At 65.3% G+C, this 18,141-nt stretch carries 11 protein-coding genes and 1 pseudogene; 5 read left to right on the top strand and 7 right to left on the bottom strand.

Going from position 1 to position 18,141, the window contains the following annotated elements:
• Positions 1-146: 146 nt before the first annotated feature.
• Positions 147-1,349: pseudogene (locus AC1MCA_RS14170) on the top strand (Gfo/Idh/MocA family protein); the annotation flags it as partial.
• Positions 1,340-4,597 (top strand): family 78 glycoside hydrolase catalytic domain, encoded by a 3,258-nt coding sequence (locus tag AC1MCA_RS14165; protein WP_479798373.1) that lies wholly within the window; start codon positions 1,340-1,342, stop codon positions 4,595-4,597. The pseudogene AC1MCA_RS14170 and the gene AC1MCA_RS14165, both read left to right, overlap by 10 nt.
• A 143-nt stretch (positions 4,598-4,740) precedes the next feature.
• Here the strand turns inward: AC1MCA_RS14165 and AC1MCA_RS14160 are convergent, their stop codons facing one another.
• From AC1MCA_RS14160 to AC1MCA_RS14135, 6 genes are all read right to left on the bottom strand, one after another.
• Positions 4,741-6,030 (bottom strand): ABC transporter substrate-binding protein, encoded by a 1,290-nt coding sequence (locus AC1MCA_RS14160; RefSeq protein WP_479798371.1) that lies wholly within the window; start codon positions 6,028-6,030, stop codon positions 4,741-4,743.
• A gap of 245 nt (positions 6,031-6,275) precedes the next feature.
• Entirely contained in the window at positions 6,276-7,535 is a 1,260-nt protein-coding gene (locus AC1MCA_RS14155; protein ID WP_479798369.1) for an MFS transporter, read from the bottom strand.
• A gap of 55 nt (positions 7,536-7,590) precedes the next feature.
• Positions 7,591-8,244: a Poxvirus protein I5 gene (locus AC1MCA_RS14150; RefSeq protein ID WP_479798367.1), complete on the bottom strand. Its 654-nt coding sequence runs from the start codon at positions 8,242-8,244 to the stop codon at positions 7,591-7,593.
• A 25-nt stretch (positions 8,245-8,269) separates the two neighbouring features.
• Positions 8,270-9,187, bottom strand: a complete 918-nt coding sequence (locus AC1MCA_RS14145) for a carbohydrate ABC transporter permease (RefSeq protein ID WP_479798366.1) — start codon at positions 9,185-9,187, stop codon at positions 8,270-8,272.
• Positions 9,184-10,137, bottom strand: coding sequence for a carbohydrate ABC transporter permease (locus AC1MCA_RS14140; protein ID WP_108599635.1), 954 nt, complete (start codon positions 10,135-10,137; stop codon positions 9,184-9,186). The genes AC1MCA_RS14145 and AC1MCA_RS14140 overlap by 4 nt, the downstream gene beginning before the upstream one ends.
• Before the next feature lie 44 nt (positions 10,138-10,181).
• Positions 10,182-11,474: an ABC transporter substrate-binding protein gene (locus AC1MCA_RS14135; protein WP_479798364.1), complete on the bottom strand. Its 1,293-nt coding sequence runs from the start codon at positions 11,472-11,474 to the stop codon at positions 10,182-10,184.
• 246 nt (positions 11,475-11,720) lie between these two features.
• Here AC1MCA_RS14135 and AC1MCA_RS14130 point away from each other — a divergent pair, with 246 nt between their 5' ends.
• From AC1MCA_RS14130 to AC1MCA_RS14120, 3 genes are all read left to right on the top strand, one after another.
• Entirely contained in the window at positions 11,721-13,736 is a 2,016-nt protein-coding gene (locus AC1MCA_RS14130; RefSeq protein ID WP_479798362.1) for a beta-galactosidase, read from the top strand.
• Positions 13,737-14,137: 401 nt separating this feature from the next.
• Positions 14,138-15,769, top strand: coding sequence for an HNH endonuclease signature motif containing protein (locus AC1MCA_RS14125; protein ID WP_479798360.1), 1,632 nt, complete (start codon positions 14,138-14,140; stop codon positions 15,767-15,769).
• 23 nt (positions 15,770-15,792) lie between these two features.
• The gene (locus tag AC1MCA_RS14120) at positions 15,793-16,293 is read left to right on the top strand and encodes a GNAT family N-acetyltransferase (RefSeq protein ID WP_479803401.1); all 501 of its coding nucleotides are present in this window, start codon (positions 15,793-15,795) and stop codon (positions 16,291-16,293) included.
• Positions 16,294-16,509: 216 nt separating this feature from the next.
• Here the strand turns inward: AC1MCA_RS14120 and AC1MCA_RS14115 are convergent, their stop codons facing one another.
• Complete coding sequence (locus AC1MCA_RS14115; RefSeq protein WP_479798358.1) at positions 16,510-17,871, bottom strand: ABC transporter substrate-binding protein; 1,362 nt, start codon at positions 17,869-17,871, stop codon at positions 16,510-16,512.
• Positions 17,872-18,141: the final 270 nt, after the last annotated feature.

Here is an 18,141-nt window from a genome sequence, read left to right as displayed (position 1 = left end):
GCCGAGCCGGGTATGCTGACGCCAGGGCATGCACCTGGAGGCGCGGCTACTGTCGCTTCAGAAACCCGCCTCAGCTGTCTTCTGCGCCGCGGTCCCTTCCGGCCGGAGCCAAAGATTCTTGTGCCTGCGGGCAGAAACGGAGACCCATGGGAACGCCAGCCGGCACCGACGCCGAGTCACAGACCCTCGGCGCAGATCCTGTCCAGGCCACACCAGTGGAAGCGGAAGGCGGCACGGCGCGCGTCGCGCTGGTCGGCGTCCACGGCTTCGGCACCCACCACCTGCGCAACCTTGAGCGGCTGCAGGCGGCCGGCGTCGTCGAGCTCGTGGCAGTGGCCGATCCCCAGCCGCCGGCCCCCGGATCCGTGCCGGCAACAGCCGCCGTTTATCCCGGGCTCACCGAACTCCTGGCCGCCACTCCGGACCCTGACGTGATCATCGTGGCCACCCCCATCCAGACCCATGCCCCGCTTGGCCTGGCCGCCCTGGCCACCGCGGCTGACCTCTATCTCGAAAAGCCGCCGGTGGCGTCCCTGGCGGACTTCAACACCCTCTGCGAGGCTGCCCGGAAGTCCGGGCGGAGCGTCCAGATCGGCTTCCAAAGCCTCGGATCACATGCACTGGCGGCCATTGAGGAACTGGTGGCCAGCGGTGCCATCGGCACGCTGCAAGGCATCTCGGCCACGGGCCGGTGGGTCCGCGACAGGGCCTACTACAAGCGGTCCCGCTGGGCCGGAAAACGGAGCATCGACGGCGTTGACGTGGTTGACGGCGTGGCAACCAATCCGCTGGCCCACGCAGTGGCAACTGCCCTGCGGATCGCCGGTGCCCGCACCATGGCCGACGTCGCGTCGGTGGAGACAGACCTTTACCGCGCCAACGACATCGAATCCGATGACACCTCGGTCATCCGGATACGCACCGCCGCCGGGCTGCCGGTCACCTGCGCACTCACCATCTGCGCCACCGAGTCGGTGGAGCCATATGTGACGCTGCAGGGCTCCGAAGGCCAGGCGGTGTTCCATTACACCGAGGACCGCCTGACCGTCACCACCGCAGAGGGACAGAGTGAGCAGCTTTTCGGCCGGGACGATCTCACCGGGAACCTGATTGCCCACCGCCTGGACGGCACCCGCCTGATCAGCCCCCTTCTGGACAGCGGAGCCTTCATGCTGGTGCTGGAAGCCATCCGGACCGCACCGCTGCCGGCACTGATCGGCAGCGAGTACGTCCAGTGGGTCGGCGAGGGCGATGCCGCCCACGCCGTCGTCGTGGGGATTGAAGACGCCTTGGAGCGGGCCACGCGTGAGCATGCCACCTTCAAGGAACTGGGCCTTCCGTGGGCGCGCTGACCGCTGCAGGTCTGCTGACCGACGGCCTCACCAACTGCCTGACGGCATCCCTCAAGCCAGTCTTCGGCTGGCAACTGACCCAGCCGGATGGCGCTGACCCTGCCGCTGCCCGGCAGACCGGCTACGAGATTGCCGTCGAGGACACGGCCGGGACGGAGGTCTGGTGCTCCGGGCCAGTCCCTTCCGGACTGCAAGCCAACGTCCCGTACCTCGGCCCTGATCTGGCCGAAGACGCGGACTACAGCTGGCGGGTCCGGGTGCGTGACTCCGCCGGCCGTCAAGGATCCTGGTCCGGGCCCGGCCACTTCAGCACCGGGCTCTCGCACAACGGGTGGGCCGCCGATTGGATTCATCGTGCACCGGGCGGCCGGGCTCCCCTGGATATCCTGGACGGCGCCCTGCGGGTGGCAGGCTCCCCCTTCCTGCCACTCCCCTGCGCTCCGGTCCGCGAAGTCAGGGTGGAAGCCCGCCTCAAGCCGGTGATGGGCTGGGCCGGACTGCTCCTGCGCAGCACCGGCCCCGGAACCGGGCTTCTGCTGGAACTGAATTCAGCAGGCAACGTCGTCCTGCGGCGCGCCCCGGCCTGGGAAATTCCCGCTGCCGCGGCTCCGGACACCGAGGTGCTTGCCAGCGCCCAGCTTGAACAGACTGTCCAGGCCGCTCAGGAGCGGCTGCCCGGCAAGGACCTGGTCCCCGGTTCCTGGCATGACCTGGCTGTTGACGATGACGGCGGCACCATCACTGTCAGCCTCGACGGCGTCGACCTGCTCACCGTGGCGGAGCCTGCCGACCCGGGGTTCCAAGGTCAGCTGGCACTGCACCAGGGCCCCCGGAGCCAGGCAGAGTATGCCTCCCTGCGCGTGATCACCCCGGCTCCGGCTGGCGGCAGGGTGCTGCTGGACCACCGGTTCGACGGCCTGCCGGAGAAAGCCCGCGGATTCCTCCGCAGGTGGACGCAGACCACCACCCTCCGGCAGCCCGACGAGTGGACGCTCTTCCGCACTACTGTCCGGCTCACGGGCACGGTTGCCCGGGCCCGTCTTTTCGCCGCGGCGAGCCATCATGCCCAGCTTGCCGTGGACGGCACCACCTGCCTCAGCATCACCTCCTTCGGGTACCCCGGGGAGGGATATTACGACGCCGCCGATGTCACCGCGCAGCTCAGCGCCTTCACACCCTCGCCAACGGAGGTACTCCTGCCAACCGCGGTTCCGCTGACAGCCCTGCTGCACTGGTACGGTCCCGGCCAGGGCAGAGCCGCCGGCGTTCCCGGGCTGCTGGTCCGGCTCAGCGTGGACTATACGGACGGCCGCCGCGAGGTCTTCGGTTCCGGAACGGACTGGACAGCCGGGGAGGCGCCCTACCGCCAATCGGGCTACCGCAACGACGAGGGCGATCCCGTGGAGCACCTCGACGGGCAGTGGACGGCTGCGTTGATTGCCGTCCACGACTGGCTGCCCGCCCTCAGCCAGGGCGCCCACCCCGTGGCCGCCTTTCCGGCGCTACACCCCCGGCGTACGTCCCTGGCCGAGACCTTTGTAGCGCCGAAGGCCTTCCTCACGGCAGCCGACGGCACCCTGGTGGCGGACTTCGGCCAGGTCATTCCGGCACGTCCGGAAGTGGACTTCCTCAACGGCGTGGCCGGCCGGACCCTGATGATCCGGGCCGGTTACGTTCTGGACGACGGCGGCAGGGTGGACACTCGCAAGACCGCCAGCCAGAACACGGACATGTCCTTCCCGTACACCCAGGCCGACGGACAGCAGGAATTCCGCACCACCGTCCATCTCGGGTTCCGGTACCTGGAAATCCCCGGGGTGGAAGCGGCGGACCTTTCGCGGGTGGGAGCCGTTGTAGTGCATGGCGGGCATCCCCAGGAAGGAAGCTTCGCCAGTTCCGATGCCACGCTGGATGCGGTGTTCAGGCTGCTGCGCGATTCCGCCCTCTACGGCGTGCAGGAGCAGTTCGTGGACACCCCCACCCGGGAAAAGGGCCAGTTCCTTGGCGACGCCGTCAATATCTCGTACGCCACCATGGCGCTGTTCGGGGAGCACGCCTACACCGCGCAGGCGCTGCGGGAATTTGGCTGGTCCGCAGGGCGGTACTGGACCGACGGCGAGGACCTGGGGCGCTACAACGCGGTCTACCCCAACGGCGACGGGAAACGGGACATCCCCGACTTCTCGCTCATGATGCCGGAGTGGGCGGAGGAATACCACCTGCGGACCGGTGACCTGGCCCTGATCCGGGACCTGCTTCCGCACCTGTGCAACACTGCCGACTACGCGCTGCGTTACCTCGCCACGGAAGGCCCGACGGCGGGACTGGTCACCGAATTGGGCGGCGGCTCCGGCCCGTACCTGCACGGCATCGTGGACTGGCCGGCACCAGGACGCTTCGGTTACGACATGGACTGCGCTGCCAAGACCACCGTGAACGCGCAGGCGTATTCGGCGCTCATTTCCACGGCCCGGCTCTGCAGCCTGGCCGGGCACGAGGATGCGGCTGTCCGGTACGCCGGCCGCGCCAGCGCCCTCGCGGAAAGCATCCGTTCCCTCCTGAGGATTGACGGGGTGATGGTGGACGGTCTGCATGCTGACGGAACACCGAGCAGGCACAGCTCCCAGCACGCCACGTCCTTCCCGTTGTCACTCGGAATCACCGATCCGGCTAATGCGGCGGCCGATGCCCAGAGGATCGCGGACCAGGGAATGCGGCAGGGACCCATGACCGTCCACCGGCTGGTGCGGGCGCTCCTCACCGCCGGTTTGACCGATGCAGTCCTGGACCTGCTCACCAACCCGGGCCAGCACGGCTGGGCACGGCTCCTCGATCAGGGCGCCAGCTTCACCTGGGAAGCCTGGGAACTGGTGGACGGCACGGACTACAGCCAGTCCCACGCGTGGTCCGCGTCCGTGGTGAAAGAAATCCTGGAGCACCTGCTCGGGGTGCGGACTACGGTCCCGGGTGGCCGTGAACTCCTGATCGAACCGCCGGTGTGCCGGCTGGAACATGCCACCGGCAGTGTCCCTCTGCCGAACGGGCATGCCCTTGTCAGCTGGCGGCGTAGCCCTGAAGGAATCCACCTGGAGTGCACGGTTCCCGCCGGCGTCAGCGCCACGGTCCGGCTTCCGGACGGGAACTACGGAGTGGAAGGACCGACGACGGAGCGGTCCGATGTGCGTTCGCGGGACTTCAGGATCCATAGTGGAACCTGGACCTTCACGCCGTCCGACGCATCCTGACGGCCTCCCCTGCAACCTCCCGTGCCGCCTCCCCTGGCAGCTTCCCCAAGGCGAACGACGCCGGGTGCGGTTCGCACCCGGCGTCGTTCATTTCGGCATGATGTGGCTGTCTGGTTGTCCAGCCGCCCGGGGGTCCGCCCCGATCAGGTGAGGGAACCCTTGAGCTCTTCGATGGACTTCTTTGCCGCTTCCTGTGGGGAGATGCGGCTGAAGTGCACTTCGGTGGCGTACCGGGTCAGGACTTCTGACACCGGGCTGGATCCTGCCGGAGGCACGGCCGGGGCCTCACCCACTTCGTCGGCGATGTCGTCAATGAACTTTGCCGTCAGCGCGTCGGTAGGGGTCAGTTTCGGAGCTACGGCCGCGCGCACTTCCGAGTTGCCCGGGATGCCGCGGTCTGCCAGCGCGATTTCGCCGGCTTTCACGCTGTTGGCCAGGAAGTCGATGAACTTCTGGACCTCGGCCGGGTGCTTCGTCCGGGAACTGGCGGACCAGAATTGCGATGCCTTGTAGAACTGCTCAGCCTTCGCCGCATCGCCTTCCACGCTCGGCGGCCGGCGGATTTCCAACGCCTGGCCTGAAGCCTTTGTCAGGGCGCCCAGCTGATTGGACCACACCCATCCCATGGCTACGCGGTTCGTTGCAAGGCCTTGCTGGTCCAGTGATGCGCTGGCATCTTCGGTCATCACCGACGCGGGCGGTACGGCTTTGGCGTCCCGCAGTCCGGCCTGCATTTCGAAATACCCGGTGGCGTCCGCCTCATCAAAGCCCAGGCCGCCGTCGTTCGTGAAAAGGGATTTCCCGTGCTGGCGCAGCCAAAGGTTGAACGATGCGTCTCCGGTGATGGCGCCCGAGCCGTAGACACCTTCCTTGCTCTTGCCGGTGATGTCCGCGGCACTCTTCCGGTAGTCCTCCCAGGTCCAGCTCGAGTCGTCCGGCAGTGACACCCCGCTGGCTGACAACAGCGAGGGATTGGCCAGGACCACCAGGGCGTTCATGCCGGCCGTCACCGCGAACTGACCGTCCGCTGTTTTACCGGCGTCGGCTGCGGCCTGGTCGAACTTGGACAGATCCACGTCCTTCAGCTCCAACAGAGCGCCGCGATCAGCGTATTCGCCCAGATACTGCGCGTCCATCTGGATGATGTCGGGCGCGTCCTGGGAGGCAACCTGGGTGGCCAGCTTGTCCCAATAACCGGACCAGTCGCCGTACTCGCCCTGGATATCGATGGTGGGGTTTTCTGCTTCGAAGGCTTCGATGAGCTGCTGTGTCATCTTGTGCCGAACATCAGATCCCCACCAGCTGAAGCGTAGGGTTACCGGTCCATCCGACGCCGCCGGTGAGCTGCCGCTGCAGCCGGTCAGGGCCAGTGCCAGGGCTGCAAGGACAGCCGCGGTCTTGGGGAGGGTGGATTTTCGGGCGCGAAAGAGCATTCGATGTCCTCTGGTCTGGCGGAAAGCGACGATATGAGAAAGCGCTTTCTGGCAGCTTAGGTGTGAGCCGTGCCACAGGTCAAGAACTCACACAAAGTTACTTTTGCTCACAGGTCAGATCAGCGCCGGTGCGGCGGAAGTTCAGTGCCGGGCGTTGCGGGAGTGCACCGACGGCGACGCGGAAGTTCAGTGCCATGCGCGCGTCAGTGCCGGGCGCGGGAGTTCAACGGCGGTGCGGCGGAAGTTCAGTGCCGTGCGCGGCGCGAGTTCAGCCAGAGGAGAAAACCGATGACCGCGGCCGAGAGCATTCCCAGGGCGCCGGTGACAACCAGGCCGGTCCGCACGCCGAACTCTTCGGTGAGCCAGCCAGCCAGCAGTCCGCCCAAGGCGTGGCCACCGAGCAGGAGCGGGAGGTAGAGCGCCATCACCCTCCCCCGGACCTCCGGTCCGGCCTCGAGCTGAACGGCGGTAGCGGCGCTGGTCAGGAAGAGGAGCGTCATCAGCCCCACCACCACCAGCATCCCGGTGAAGAGGAGCAGGTTTGGCATGAGCGCGGCCACCAGCTGTGCGAGGCCGAACAGGCCGGCGGCGGCCACGATCCCCTTCCGGCCGAACGTCCGCAGCCGTGCAGCGAGCAGGGCGCCGGCCAGGGCGCCGACGGCACTGACGGTGTTGAACATGCCGAAACCTTCAACACCGTTATGCCAAATGCGTTCCGCGAACGCCGCCAGCACCACAGGACCGTTCATGCCAAAGGCACCAAGCAGCCCGGCCAGGACAATAATCAACAACAGCGACGGCCTGTCCCGCACGTACCGGAATCCGGCCAGGAGCTGGCCGCGTCCGCGGGCAGCCGGGGCGTTCGCATGCAGGAGGGCGGGCCGGATGGCGGCGATCATGCCGAGAACGAGCAGGCCCAGGAGGGCGTTGGACGCGAAGGCGGCGGCGGATCCGGCGTAGGCGATCACCAGTCCGCCCAGCGCGGGCCCTGCCATGGCACCCAGCTGCCCGATGGCGTTGTTGAGGCCAATGGCGGGACGGAGTCCGGCGTCGCCCACCACTTCGTTGACGAACACCGTCCTGGCCGGACCGTCAATCGCGGAGGTGACACCCAGTGCGATGCAGCTTCCGTAGACCATCCACACGGTGATATTCCCGGTGGCGGCGGAGGCCGCGAGTCCCGCAGCGAGCAGGACGATTACAGATTGGCACACCATCATGATGCGGCGCTTGGGGAACATATCCACCAACAGGCCGCTGAGCGGGCCGATGATCAGCATCGGCAGGAACTGCAACGCAACGGCTATGCCTACCGCGGCCGGGCTGCCGGTCAGCTGCAGGACCAGCCAGTCCTGGGCCAGGCGCTGCATCCAGACGCCCATGCTGCCTGCGAGGGACATCCCCATGTAGAGGCGGTAGTTGTACTGGGTCAGCGGGTGGTACCAACGGGCCCGGCGCTGGGAGGTTCGAAGGGATTCTGCGGACTGGGGGCTGTCGGAAGACACGACGCGTCGCTCAACTCGGTAGTAACGGGAAGGTCAGGGCTGCAGGGACTTCAGGTTAAGCGCGGGTGGAGCGAATCTTGACCGCGGCGGCAGCCAGGATCAGGGTGCCCGGGACCACCACAAACAGGGCCACCAGCATCCACACAAAAACCACGGCGCCGAGGAGCGCCGATGCCAGGAGCAGTGAGCCGGTCCAGTCCCGGAGGGACAGCGCCTTGCCGGCGTTGAGCGCGGAGGACCAGGCGGCCGACGGCGTGTTGGCGTGGTCTGGGCGGGAGTCCAGGTTGGCGCCGGAAAAGTCGGACCACGCGGCGGTGGTGCGCAGCAGCAGAACGGCTCCGGCGGCTGCCAGGACCAGCGTGGCCGGTAGGACCACGGAGCTGCCGGGCAGGTGACCCACCGTTGCGAGCAGGAGGTTAAGGACAATCACGACGGCGGCTGCCGCCGTCGTGATTCCCAGTTTCCAACTGCCCGGCAGGGCGGAGCGGAACGTGCCCCAGAGTCCGCGGATGGAATCATCCCGCCCGGAAAGGTGCCGTTCCAGGTGGGAGATCCCGGCCGCGTACGCGGCGGGGATCGTGACAAGTGGAAGGGACAGCACCAGCACCAGCAGTCCGGCCAGGAGGGTCTCGGAGAACAGGGCGAAGCGGTTCACCGGGATCGGTTCGCCCCGGTCGGATGCGGGTGTGGTGCTGTCCATGATGCTCATTTTCTGACTCGGTATTCCTGGGCCGTCAGCCTTTGAGGCCTTGGGTGGAGACGCCTTCGACGATGTAGCGCTGGAAGACGAGGAAGAAGACCAGGACGGGGAGGAGTGCCAGGACGGACATGGCGATCATGGCTCCGTAGTCCGAGGACTGGGTTTGGTCCACGAAGAGGCGCAGTGCCAGTGGGAGGGGGTATTTGTCCGGGGTGTTGAGGTAGAGCAGGGGGCCCAGGAAGTCGTTCCAGCTCCAGATGAAGGAGAAGATCGAGGTGGAGATCAGGGCCGGTTTCATGAGCGGGAGCATGATGGCGGTGAAGATCCGGACGTGGCCGGCGCCGTCGATGCGTGCTGCTTCGTCGAGTTCGGCGGGGAGGTTGCGCATGAACTGGACCATGAGGAAGACGAAGAACGCGTCTCCGGCGAGGAACTTGCCGATCAGCAGCGGCACGTAGGTGTCTACGAGGCCGAGCTGGTTGAAGATGATGTACTGCGGGATGATGACCACGTGGAAGGGCAGGAGCAGGGTGGCGATCATCATGCCGAAGAAGATGCTGCGGCCGGGGAACTTGATCCGGGCGAACGCGTAGGCCGAGACACTGGCGGAGAGGATGGTGCCGACGACGGCGCCGATGGCCAGGATCAGGGAGTTGGTGAAGAACGTCAGGGTGGAGACCCCGCCGATCCCGTCCATGGCCGTGACGAAGTTGTCCATGCTGAAGTTCTCTGACCAGAGCGAGGTGTTGGCCCCGCCGATCTCGGAGTTGGGCTTGAACGAGGAGGCGATCATCCACAGGGCGGGATAGAGGACCACCCCGGTCAGGGCCAGGGCCACGGCGTGGAAGATGCCGCTTTTGACGCGTTTGGCCGTGACTGATTCTGATTTGGGGTTGTACTGGGCCTGTTCGATGTCCGGCACGGGTTTGGTGGGGGTTGCCATGGTTGTCATTTCGCGTCTCCGCTGTAGTGGACCCAGGACTTGGAGGTTTTGAAGATGACCAGGGTGATGATGCCGACCACGATCAGCAGCAGCCAGGCCATGGCCGAGGCGTAGCCCATCCGGAAGTCGCTGAACCCGCGCAGGTAGAGGTAGAGGGTGTAGAAGAGCGTGGAGCCGGCGGGGCCGCCTTCACCGTTGGAGATGATGTAGGCGGAGTTGAAGATCTGGAAGGCGTGGATGGTTTCCATCAGCAGGTTGAAGAAGACCACCGGGGAGAGCATGGGCCAGGTGATGTTCAGGAACTTCCGGATCGGGCCGGCACCGTCCATCGAGGCCGCTTCGTAGAGGTCCGCGGGGATCTGCTTGAGCCCGGCGAGGAAGATGACCATCGGGGCGCCGAACTGCCACACGGTCAGCAGGATCATCATCGGGATGGTCATGTCGGGGTTGCCCACCCAGCCGCCGAGGTTGATCCCGAAGAAGGACAGGCCCTGGTCCACCGGGCCGGAATCGCCGAACATCGCTTTCCAGACGATCGCGATCGACACGGACGCCCCGATCAGGGACGGGGCGTAGAACGCGGAGCGGTAGAAGCCCTGGCCCTTGCGCGCACTGTTCAGCAGCATCGCGATCGCGAGGGCCGCGGCGAGCTTGAGCGGGGTACCGAAGACCACGTAGGAGGTGGTCACACCGACTGACTGCAGGAACCGTTCGTCCTGGAACAAGGTGGTGTAGTTATCCAGCCCGATCCACTTGGGCGGCTCGAACAGGTTGTAGTTGGTGAAAGACAGGTACAGCGAGGAAACCATCGGGCCTACGGTCAGGGCGATGAATCCCAGCAGCCAGGGCAGCAGGAAGGTGTAGCCGGCGCGGGCGTCCGCCCCGCTCCGCTTTGACTTACGCGGAGCGGGAGCGGACGGCGACGCCGAACGCCTGCTCAGGGTTGGGCTTTGAGTCACGAGTTCATTCCGTCAGTAGTGAAAGTGTTGCAGCGAATCTGCTGCTAGGCGTTCTGCTTGATGAGGTCTTCGGCTTCCTTGAACCACGCGTCCGTGGCGCCGTCCACGGTGACCTTGCCGAAGTTCAGGTCAGAGCTGATGCGCTTGAACGATGCTTCCAGCGTGCCGAAACCGACGATGGGCGGCTCCGGGGCGTCCTTGAGATACTTCTCGATGGACTTCTCGTAGTCAACAACCAGTTTGTCGGTGCCTTCGAACGTGGTGCCATCACGCTGGGTCTTGGAGGCCGGAACACCGCGGGAGGTCTTGAAGATCTGGCCCACCTCGGGATCATTGACCATGAAGTCGATGAACCGCGCAGCGGCGTCCTTGTACTTGGTCTTGGCGCTGGCCACCATCAGCATGGAGGGCTTCAGGAACAGGCCCAGGTTGTCCTTGTCATCAGAGGGAACCGGAACGAGCTTGAGTTCCTTCGCGCCACTGTCAGCGAGGTAGCCGGCCATGAAGTTATCCCACGTGACTTCCGTGGCGGTGACGTTGGACCCGAACGGGGACTTGGGGGCGAGCTGGGTGGCGCGCTCCTCGGAAATGAGGGCAGGGGTGCCGCGCAGGTCCGCGTTGAGGTTCCACCACTTCTTCAGGTCATCCTTGGTGAAGCCGAGCTTGCCGTCCTCGGTGAAGGCCTCGATGTTGTTCTGGCGCAGCCAGACGTTGAACATCCACCACACGCCGGTGTAGTCGGTGCCGCCGAAGAGCGCGCCGTTACCCTTGGCTCCTACCTCGGTGAGGAAAGCGTTGAACTCCTTGTAGTTCCAGCTGCCGTCCGGTTCGGCGATGCCGAGTGAAGCGAGCTTTTCGGGGTTGTAGTAGACGGCGAAGGCGTTGGTGCTGGTGGGGATGCCGTAGGTCTTGCCCTTGATCTGGCCGGAGGGCAGGAGGGACTTCTCGAAGGCGTCGGTATTGATCTTGACGGTGCTCAGGTCCAGGAGCTGGTTGCGCTGGCCGTAATCGCGGAGGTAGGAGAGGTCCCACTGCATGACGTCCGGCAGACCGCCGCCGGCAGCCTCGGTGGCACGCTTCTGCCAGTAGCCCGCGAAGTCGGTGAAGTTACCGTTGACCTTGATGTCTTTGTTCTTGGCCTCGAAGAGCTCAATGGCCTTCCGCGTCCGGGTGGCGCGGTCATCGTTGCCCCACCAGGTGTAGTTGATGGTGACAGGGCTCTCTGCCGAGCCCGTCTCGCCGGCCGTGGTGCTGGACCCGGTTCCACAGGCCGCCAAAGCTGCGGCGGATGCGGTGCCGATAGCCACCGTGGTGAGGAAATTCCTTCTGTTGATCATGAGAGCCTCCTTGCTCGTGTTGCGTAAGCCATCGTTCCTATAGTCACAACGAGTGCTGTGAGCTGGCTTACACGCCTTCTGAATCGATACAATATCGGCAATTAGCGATTTGGGCAAGCGTTTTCCCAAACCGCGGTTTCCTGTAGGTTGGGTGCGTCCCCACCACCACGCTGGGTGCGCCCCAAGACCCTCTCCACAACTTTCGCCACGACCTAGCCAAGACCCCCGCCACGACAAAGGAGTCCCATGACCTTGCAGCAAAATTCCGGCCCATCCAGTGTCTGGAGCAATGTGGAAGGGATTGCCTACGGTGGGGACTACAACCCGGAGCAGTGGCCGGTCAGCGTCCGGCTGGAAGACCTCGAGCTGATGAAGGAAGCAGGTGTCACCTTCCTCAGCGTAGGAATTTTCTCCTGGGCACTCTTGGAACCGGCCGAGGGCGAATACGATTTCGGCTGGCTGGACGAGGTACTGGACAACCTGGCAGCTGCAGGCATCAAGGTGGCACTGGCTACGGCAACAGCGGCTCCGCCGGCCTGGCTGGTCCGCAGACATCCGGAGATCCTGCCGGTCACGGCTGGCGGAACCGTGCTGGGACCGGGCTCACGGCGCCACTACACGCCGTCGTCGGCCGTTTACCGCCGGTACGCCACGGGCATCACGCGCGTCATTGCCGAGCGGTACAAGGGTCACCCGGCGCTGGCGCTCTGGCACGTCGACAACGAACTCGGTTGCCACGTCTCCGAGTTTTACGGCGAGGAGGATGCGGCCGCCTTCCGCAGCTGGCTGGAACGCCGGTACGGGAGCATCGAAGCCGTCAATGCCGCCTGGGGAACGGCGTTCTGGTCCCAGAATTACGGCTCGTTCAGCGAAATCCTGCCGCCCGCCGTCGCGCCTTCCACGCTGAATCCGGGACAGCAGCTGGACTTCCAGCGGTTCAACTCGTGGGTGCTGATGGACTATTACAAATCGCTCGTGGCCGTCCTGCGCGAGGTCACGCCCACGATCCCCTGCACCACCAATCTGATGGCCTCGAGCGCCACCAAGTCCATGGACTACTACGAGTGGGCCAAGGACCTGGACGTCATCGCGAATGACCACTACCTCGTGGCCGCCGATCCCGAGCGGCACGTCGAACTGGCGTTCAGCGCGGATCTCACCCGGGGAATTGCGGGCGGCGACCCATGGATCCTGATGGAACATTCGACGTCGGCCGTCAACTGGCAGCCACGCAACCAGCCCAAGATGCCCGGTGAAATGCTGCGCAACTCACTCTCGCATGTGGCCCGGGGCGCGGACGCTGTGATGTTCTTCCAGTGGCGCCAGAGCTTTGCCGGATCTGAGAAGTTCCACTCCGCGATGGTCCCCCACGGCGGCCGTGACACGCGGGTGTGGCGTGAGGTGGTGGAGCTGGGGTCTGCGCTGAAACAGCTCGCGCCGGTTCGTGGCTCGCGGGTGGAATCCAAGGCTGCCATCGTGTTCGACTACGACGCGTGGTGGGCCAGCGAGATCGACTCAAAGCCGAGCCAGGATGTGAAATACCTGGACGTCCTGCGCGCTTTCCACCGTTCCCTGTTCCTGCGCGGCGTCTCCGTGGACATCGTCCACCCTTCCGCTTCTTTGGAGGACTACGACCTGGTGCTGGTGTGCACCCTCTACTCAGTCACGGATGACGCTGCCGCCAACATTTCCGCCGCAGCCCACGCCGGCGCCACGGTGCTGATCACCTATTTCAGCGGGATCGTGGACGAACAGGACCACATCCGGCTGGGCGGCTACCCGGGAGCCTTCCGCGAACTGCTGGGGATCCGGGTGGAGGAATTCCACCCGCTGCTGGCCGGCGCCCAGCTGAAACTGAGCGACGGCGGCGTATCCACCGTTTGGAGCGAGGACCTCCGTCTCGCCGGCGCCGAAGCGGTACAGACGTTCACGGAGTACCCCCTGGAGGGTGTGCCCGCATTGACCCGCCACGCGGCCAGCTCCGGCACGGCATGGTATCTGGCGACATTCCCGGACCGCGACGGCATCGAATCGGTGGTGGAGCGCCTGCTGGCGGAATCCAGTGTCACCCCGGTGGCCCAGGCTGACGCTGGAGTGGAACTCACACGCCGCCGCGCTACCGACGGCACTTCCTACCTCTTCGCCATCAACCACTCGCGTTCGTCGGCGTCGGTGCACGCCTCCGGGACGGACCTGCTCAGCGGCGAACCTTTTGCTGGCACAGTGGCCGCCGGCAGCGTTGCGGTGATTTCGGAGGACTGAGAGCCCTTTGTGGCCCCGGATCTTTTGTCCGGGTGCGGGGCCACCATCCCTTCCTACCGCGCTGGCAGAGTTCGCGGGGTCCACCGCTGCACTTTTGCGGGCGGATCCGCGTGTTGGGGGCGCTTCCAATACGTTGCAGGCGGACGCTGGCCACCTCCACGGCTTAAATGTCGTACCCCCCTGGCAGAGTGTTCCCATGGAAGCTTTCAGTGGTCAGCTTGCGGAGTCCGGCGGTTCCACCGCCGTGCTCACGCACGCGGGCCAGCCTGTTGGGGGCGCTTCCAACGGAAGGACGGCCGACAGGGCGGCTGTCGGGACGGCCGACGCCGGGCTGGCCGCGCTGCTGGCCGCTGTGAACGCCGCCGCGGCTGCCGCCCCGGCCCGGCTCGCGATGGCCGGCTATGTTGAGAGCGCACATTTCGCCGGCGACGTCGAAGACATCTCCCGGACCGTGGAATACCTCCAAGTCCTCGCCGCAGGGTCGGTGGACCGCACCCGTACCCAAGCCATCGCCGACGCCGCAACCGCCCGCCACCAGGTCCACCAGGACCTGGGTCACCGGCTGGGACCACGGCACCGAAACCCTGAACGAAACCGACACCACCTGGCCCACCGGCCCCGCCGCCCCGCCCGTTGTGTCCTCGCCCGCGGACGACGGATGCGCGAACACCGCCGAATTCCTCCGCGTCAGGCTCCGGATCGGCAAATCCGAAGCCCACCGCCGGCTCGCCCTCGCCCGCGCCATCCTGCCCGCCACCACCCTCACCGGGGAAACCACCCCACCACCCAGGGAACACCTCGCCGCAGGACTCACCCCCACCCCGGACCCAGCAGTCACTGCCAGCACCCTGGATCCAAAGGACTCAGGGCCCGCGCTTGCCTGCCCGGCGGTGTCCTCCCGGGCCGGGACCATCATCAGCCTCACTCTGGACCGGCTCCAACACCGCACCACCCCCGAAACCCTCACCCTGATCGAAACCGACCTCACCCGCACCGCAGCCACCGCAGACCCGGACTTCCTCGCCCGCGTCGCCCGCCGCTGGTCCGACACCCTCGACGCAGACGGCACCGAACCGTCCGAAGAAGCCCTCCGCCACACCCAAGGCGCCTTCATCCGCAAACCCCGCCACGGCCTGCACCACCTCGAAATCTTCGCCACCACCGACCAATACGAACACCTCCTCACCGTCATGAACACCGCCACCAACCCCCGCACCACACCCACCACCAGCAGCAGTACCGGCACCAGCAGCACCTGCCGCATCGACGGGGACATCGGCGGCAGCACCGGCAACGGCCCCGATACCGGTCCCGGCACCGGCCAGAACCGCTGGGCCGACGCGGACGCCAACGCGGATGTGGAACTGGACCGGCGCACCCGCTCCCAAAAACAACTCGACGGCATCATCGGAGCCCTCAAAGCAGCACTACGCACCGACACCCTGCCCATCACCGGCGGAAACCGCCCCCAAATCCTCGCCACCATCCACTACCAAGACCTCCTCCCCCACCCCGCGGACGGAACCACCACCGGCAACAACATCACCACCAAAACGCGCCCAGGCACGGGCACCGGGACAGGGCCAGGGACAGAGACGGGCAACTACACCTTCACCGGCCCCGTCGCCGCCACCACCCTGCGCAAACTCGCCTGCGACGCCGACATCATCCCCGTCCTGCTCGGCACCAACAGCGAAATCCTGGACCTCGGCCGCAAAACCCGCCTCTTCACCCCCGCCCAACGCCTCGCCCTCACCGCCCGCGACCAAGGCTGCACCTTCCCCAACTGCACCATCCCAGCCCCCTGGTGCGAAGCCCACCACATCACCTACTGGTCCAACAACGGCCCCACCAACACCACCAACGGCACCCTCCTCTGCTCACACCACCACCACCTCATCCACAAAGAACAATGGACCATCACCACCCAACACGGCACCCCCTGGTACACACCCCCACGCCACATCGACCCCACCCAAAAACCTCAACAAAACCACTACTTCAAACCACCCCCACCACCCCAACGCGAATAGTCCTGGCAGATACTGAATACGTGATGAGGAAAGCCAAACCCGAGGACCTCCGGGGAATTCGAGACATTGAAGTCGCGGCCGGCGACCTCTTCCGCGGAATCGGGATGGATGCGATCGCCGACGATCCTCCGCCGACCGAGGCCGAGCTGATGGACTACCAGCGCGAAGGCCGAGCCTGGGTTGCCACCGATCCAACCGACCGTCCAATTGCCTACGTCCTCGTGGATACCGTTGGAGGTTGGGCACACATCGAGCAAGTCACGGTCCACCCTCGCCACAGCCGGAAGGGCCTCGGCGGCGCTCTGCTTGATCATGTGGCTCGCTGGGCCAGGGAAATGGGGTTCAACGCAATCACGTTGACGACCTTCCGGGATGTCCCGTGGAATGCCCCCTACTACGAGCGTCTGGGTTTCAGGCGGCATCCTGAAAAGGAATGGTCTGACGGCCTCCGGAAGATCGTGCAACGGGAAAGCCGGGACGGGCTGGACGCCTGGCCGCGTACAGTCCTCGTCAAAGACCTATAGCAGCCAGCGGGTTCCCCGGTCTGCCAGCAGAAACCGAACATCACCGGCGCTGGCGAGGCAAGACACCTAAAGCCCCCTTAAACGGCTGTGACCCGGGGGAACCAATGGTTCCCCCGGGTCACAGCTGCCAACCGCCGTCGTCGTACTTTTCAGCGGAGGAGGCCTCCTCAGAACGCCCTCGTGTCATAAAGGTGCCGGGACCGCCTCGCGTAGGCGCTAGTTGCTGATGGCTGACTTCATTTCGTCGTGGGCCTTCTTGCCTGCCTCATCCGTTGAGAGCCTGTTGAAGAGGACCTCGGAGGTGTACCGCTTCACGATCTCCTGGATTGCTCCGGCACCCTTCGGCGGCGGGGCCGGTGCCTCACCGAGTTCGCCCTTGATCTGGTCGATGAATTTGACCACCTTGATGTCCGCAGGAGTCAGCTTGGCTTCAATGGCACCGCGGACGGCGGTGTTGGGGTAAACGCCGCGGTCCGCGAGCAGGGCCTCGCCGGCCTTATTGTTGTTGGCCAGGAAGTCAATGAACTTGGCTGTTTCCTCGGGGTGCTTGGTGCGAGAAGATGCGGACCAGAACTGGGAAGCCTTGTACCAAAGCTGCGCGTCTGCCGCCTCTCCGGTCTTGGACGGGAAGCGGAGGATCTGCAGGTCGGAACCGGCTGCCTTCTCAAGCGCGGGCAACTGGTTGGACCACCAGAAGGCCAGGCCGTTCTTGCCGACAGCGAGACCGCTCTGGTCCAGAGGTGCAGCTTCAGCCTCCACCACCTCCGACGCCGATGGAACAGCCTTCTTCTCGCTGAGCTCCTTCAGGAAACCCCACCACTCGGCGATGTCCGCCGGTTCGAAGCCCAACGTGCCGTCCGCGGTGTAGAGGGACTTGCCGTTCTGCCGCAGCCAGACGCCCAGGGAAGCTTCATCCGTCCCGTAGGCGGCAGAGCCGTAAGTGCCCTTCGGGGACTTCTCGGTCAGTTCGGCGGAGATGCGGCCGAAGTCCTCCCAGGTCCAGGTCTTGTCATCCGGGAGCGCCACGCCGGCAGCTTGGAAGACAGCCGGGTTGGCGATGATGGTGGCGGCGTTGATTCCTGCGGCAATACCGGTGAGGCCGTCTTCACTCTTGCCCGCGTTCAGGGCGGCTTCGTCCAGCTTGGAGGTGTCGATCTTGTATTTCGAGAGATCGAGGAGCGCCCCGCGGCTGGAGTACTCGGTGATGTATTTCTCGTCCATCTGGATGATGTCCGGAGCATCGTTGGCGGCGACCTGGGTGGCCAGCTTGTCCCAGTAGCCGCTCCAGTCACCGTATTCGGGCTTGATCTTGATCTTGGGGTTCTCAGCCTCGAACGCTGCAATGGCAGCCTGCGTCAGCTGGGCGCGCTTATCGCTGCCCCACCAGGAGAAGCGCAGTTCGACCGTGCCGTCCGCATTCTCGGGTGCAGCTCCCCCGCCGCAGGCGCTGAGGGCGAGGACGGCGGCAGCAGCAGCTGCCACCACACCGGTCTTGCGGAACCGGCGCCTTGCGCCGTGGGAGGGTGTCTCTGCCGAATGGTTCTGGGCAGCAGACTCAGAACGGGGAAAAAGCGGCACTGGATACTCCGATCTTCTTTGATCTTGATTTACTGGAAAGGAAAATATGAGAAAACGCTTTCTTAGATCTAATACTACAAGTACAGCACTTGTATTACAAGAGGTTTCGGGAGCCAAATAACGAAGGTATCTGCGGACCGGTTTAGCCAATGCACCGACGGGGGATGAATCTACGACGGCGGTATGGGTGCCAGCGCGGTTCGGAGTCGATCCTGCACTGCCGGCCGTCGCGACGACGGGACCGGCTGCGGCGCTGGACACGGATATCCG

The sequence above is a fragment of the Arthrobacter sp. BK1 genome (genome assembly GCF_056680055.1).
This window is presented reverse-complemented; position numbering and strand designations above follow the sequence as displayed.

Excerpts from the sequence above, each read along its gene's own strand:
- AC1MCA_RS14160 (WP_479798371.1), bottom strand. The coding sequence starts at position 6,030 with ATGCTCTTTCGCGCCCGAAAATCCACCCTCCCCAAGACCGCGGCTGTC.
- AC1MCA_RS14150 (WP_479798367.1), bottom strand. The coding sequence starts at position 8,244 with ATGAGCATCATGGACAGCACCACACCCGCATCCGACCGGGGCGAACCG.
- AC1MCA_RS14145 (WP_479798366.1), bottom strand. The coding sequence starts at position 9,187 with ATGACAACCATGGCAACCCCCACCAAACCCGTGCCGGACATCGAACAG.
- AC1MCA_RS14135 (WP_479798364.1), bottom strand. The coding sequence starts at position 11,474 with ATGATCAACAGAAGGAATTTCCTCACCACGGTGGCTATCGGCACCGCA.
- AC1MCA_RS14130 (WP_479798362.1), top strand. The coding sequence starts at position 11,721 with ATGACCTTGCAGCAAAATTCCGGCCCATCCAGTGTCTGGAGCAATGTG.
- AC1MCA_RS14125 (WP_479798360.1), top strand. The coding sequence starts at position 14,138 with ATGTTGAGAGCGCACATTTCGCCGGCGACGTCGAAGACATCTCCCGGA.
- AC1MCA_RS14120 (WP_479803401.1), top strand. The coding sequence starts at position 15,793 with ATGAGGAAAGCCAAACCCGAGGACCTCCGGGGAATTCGAGACATTGAA.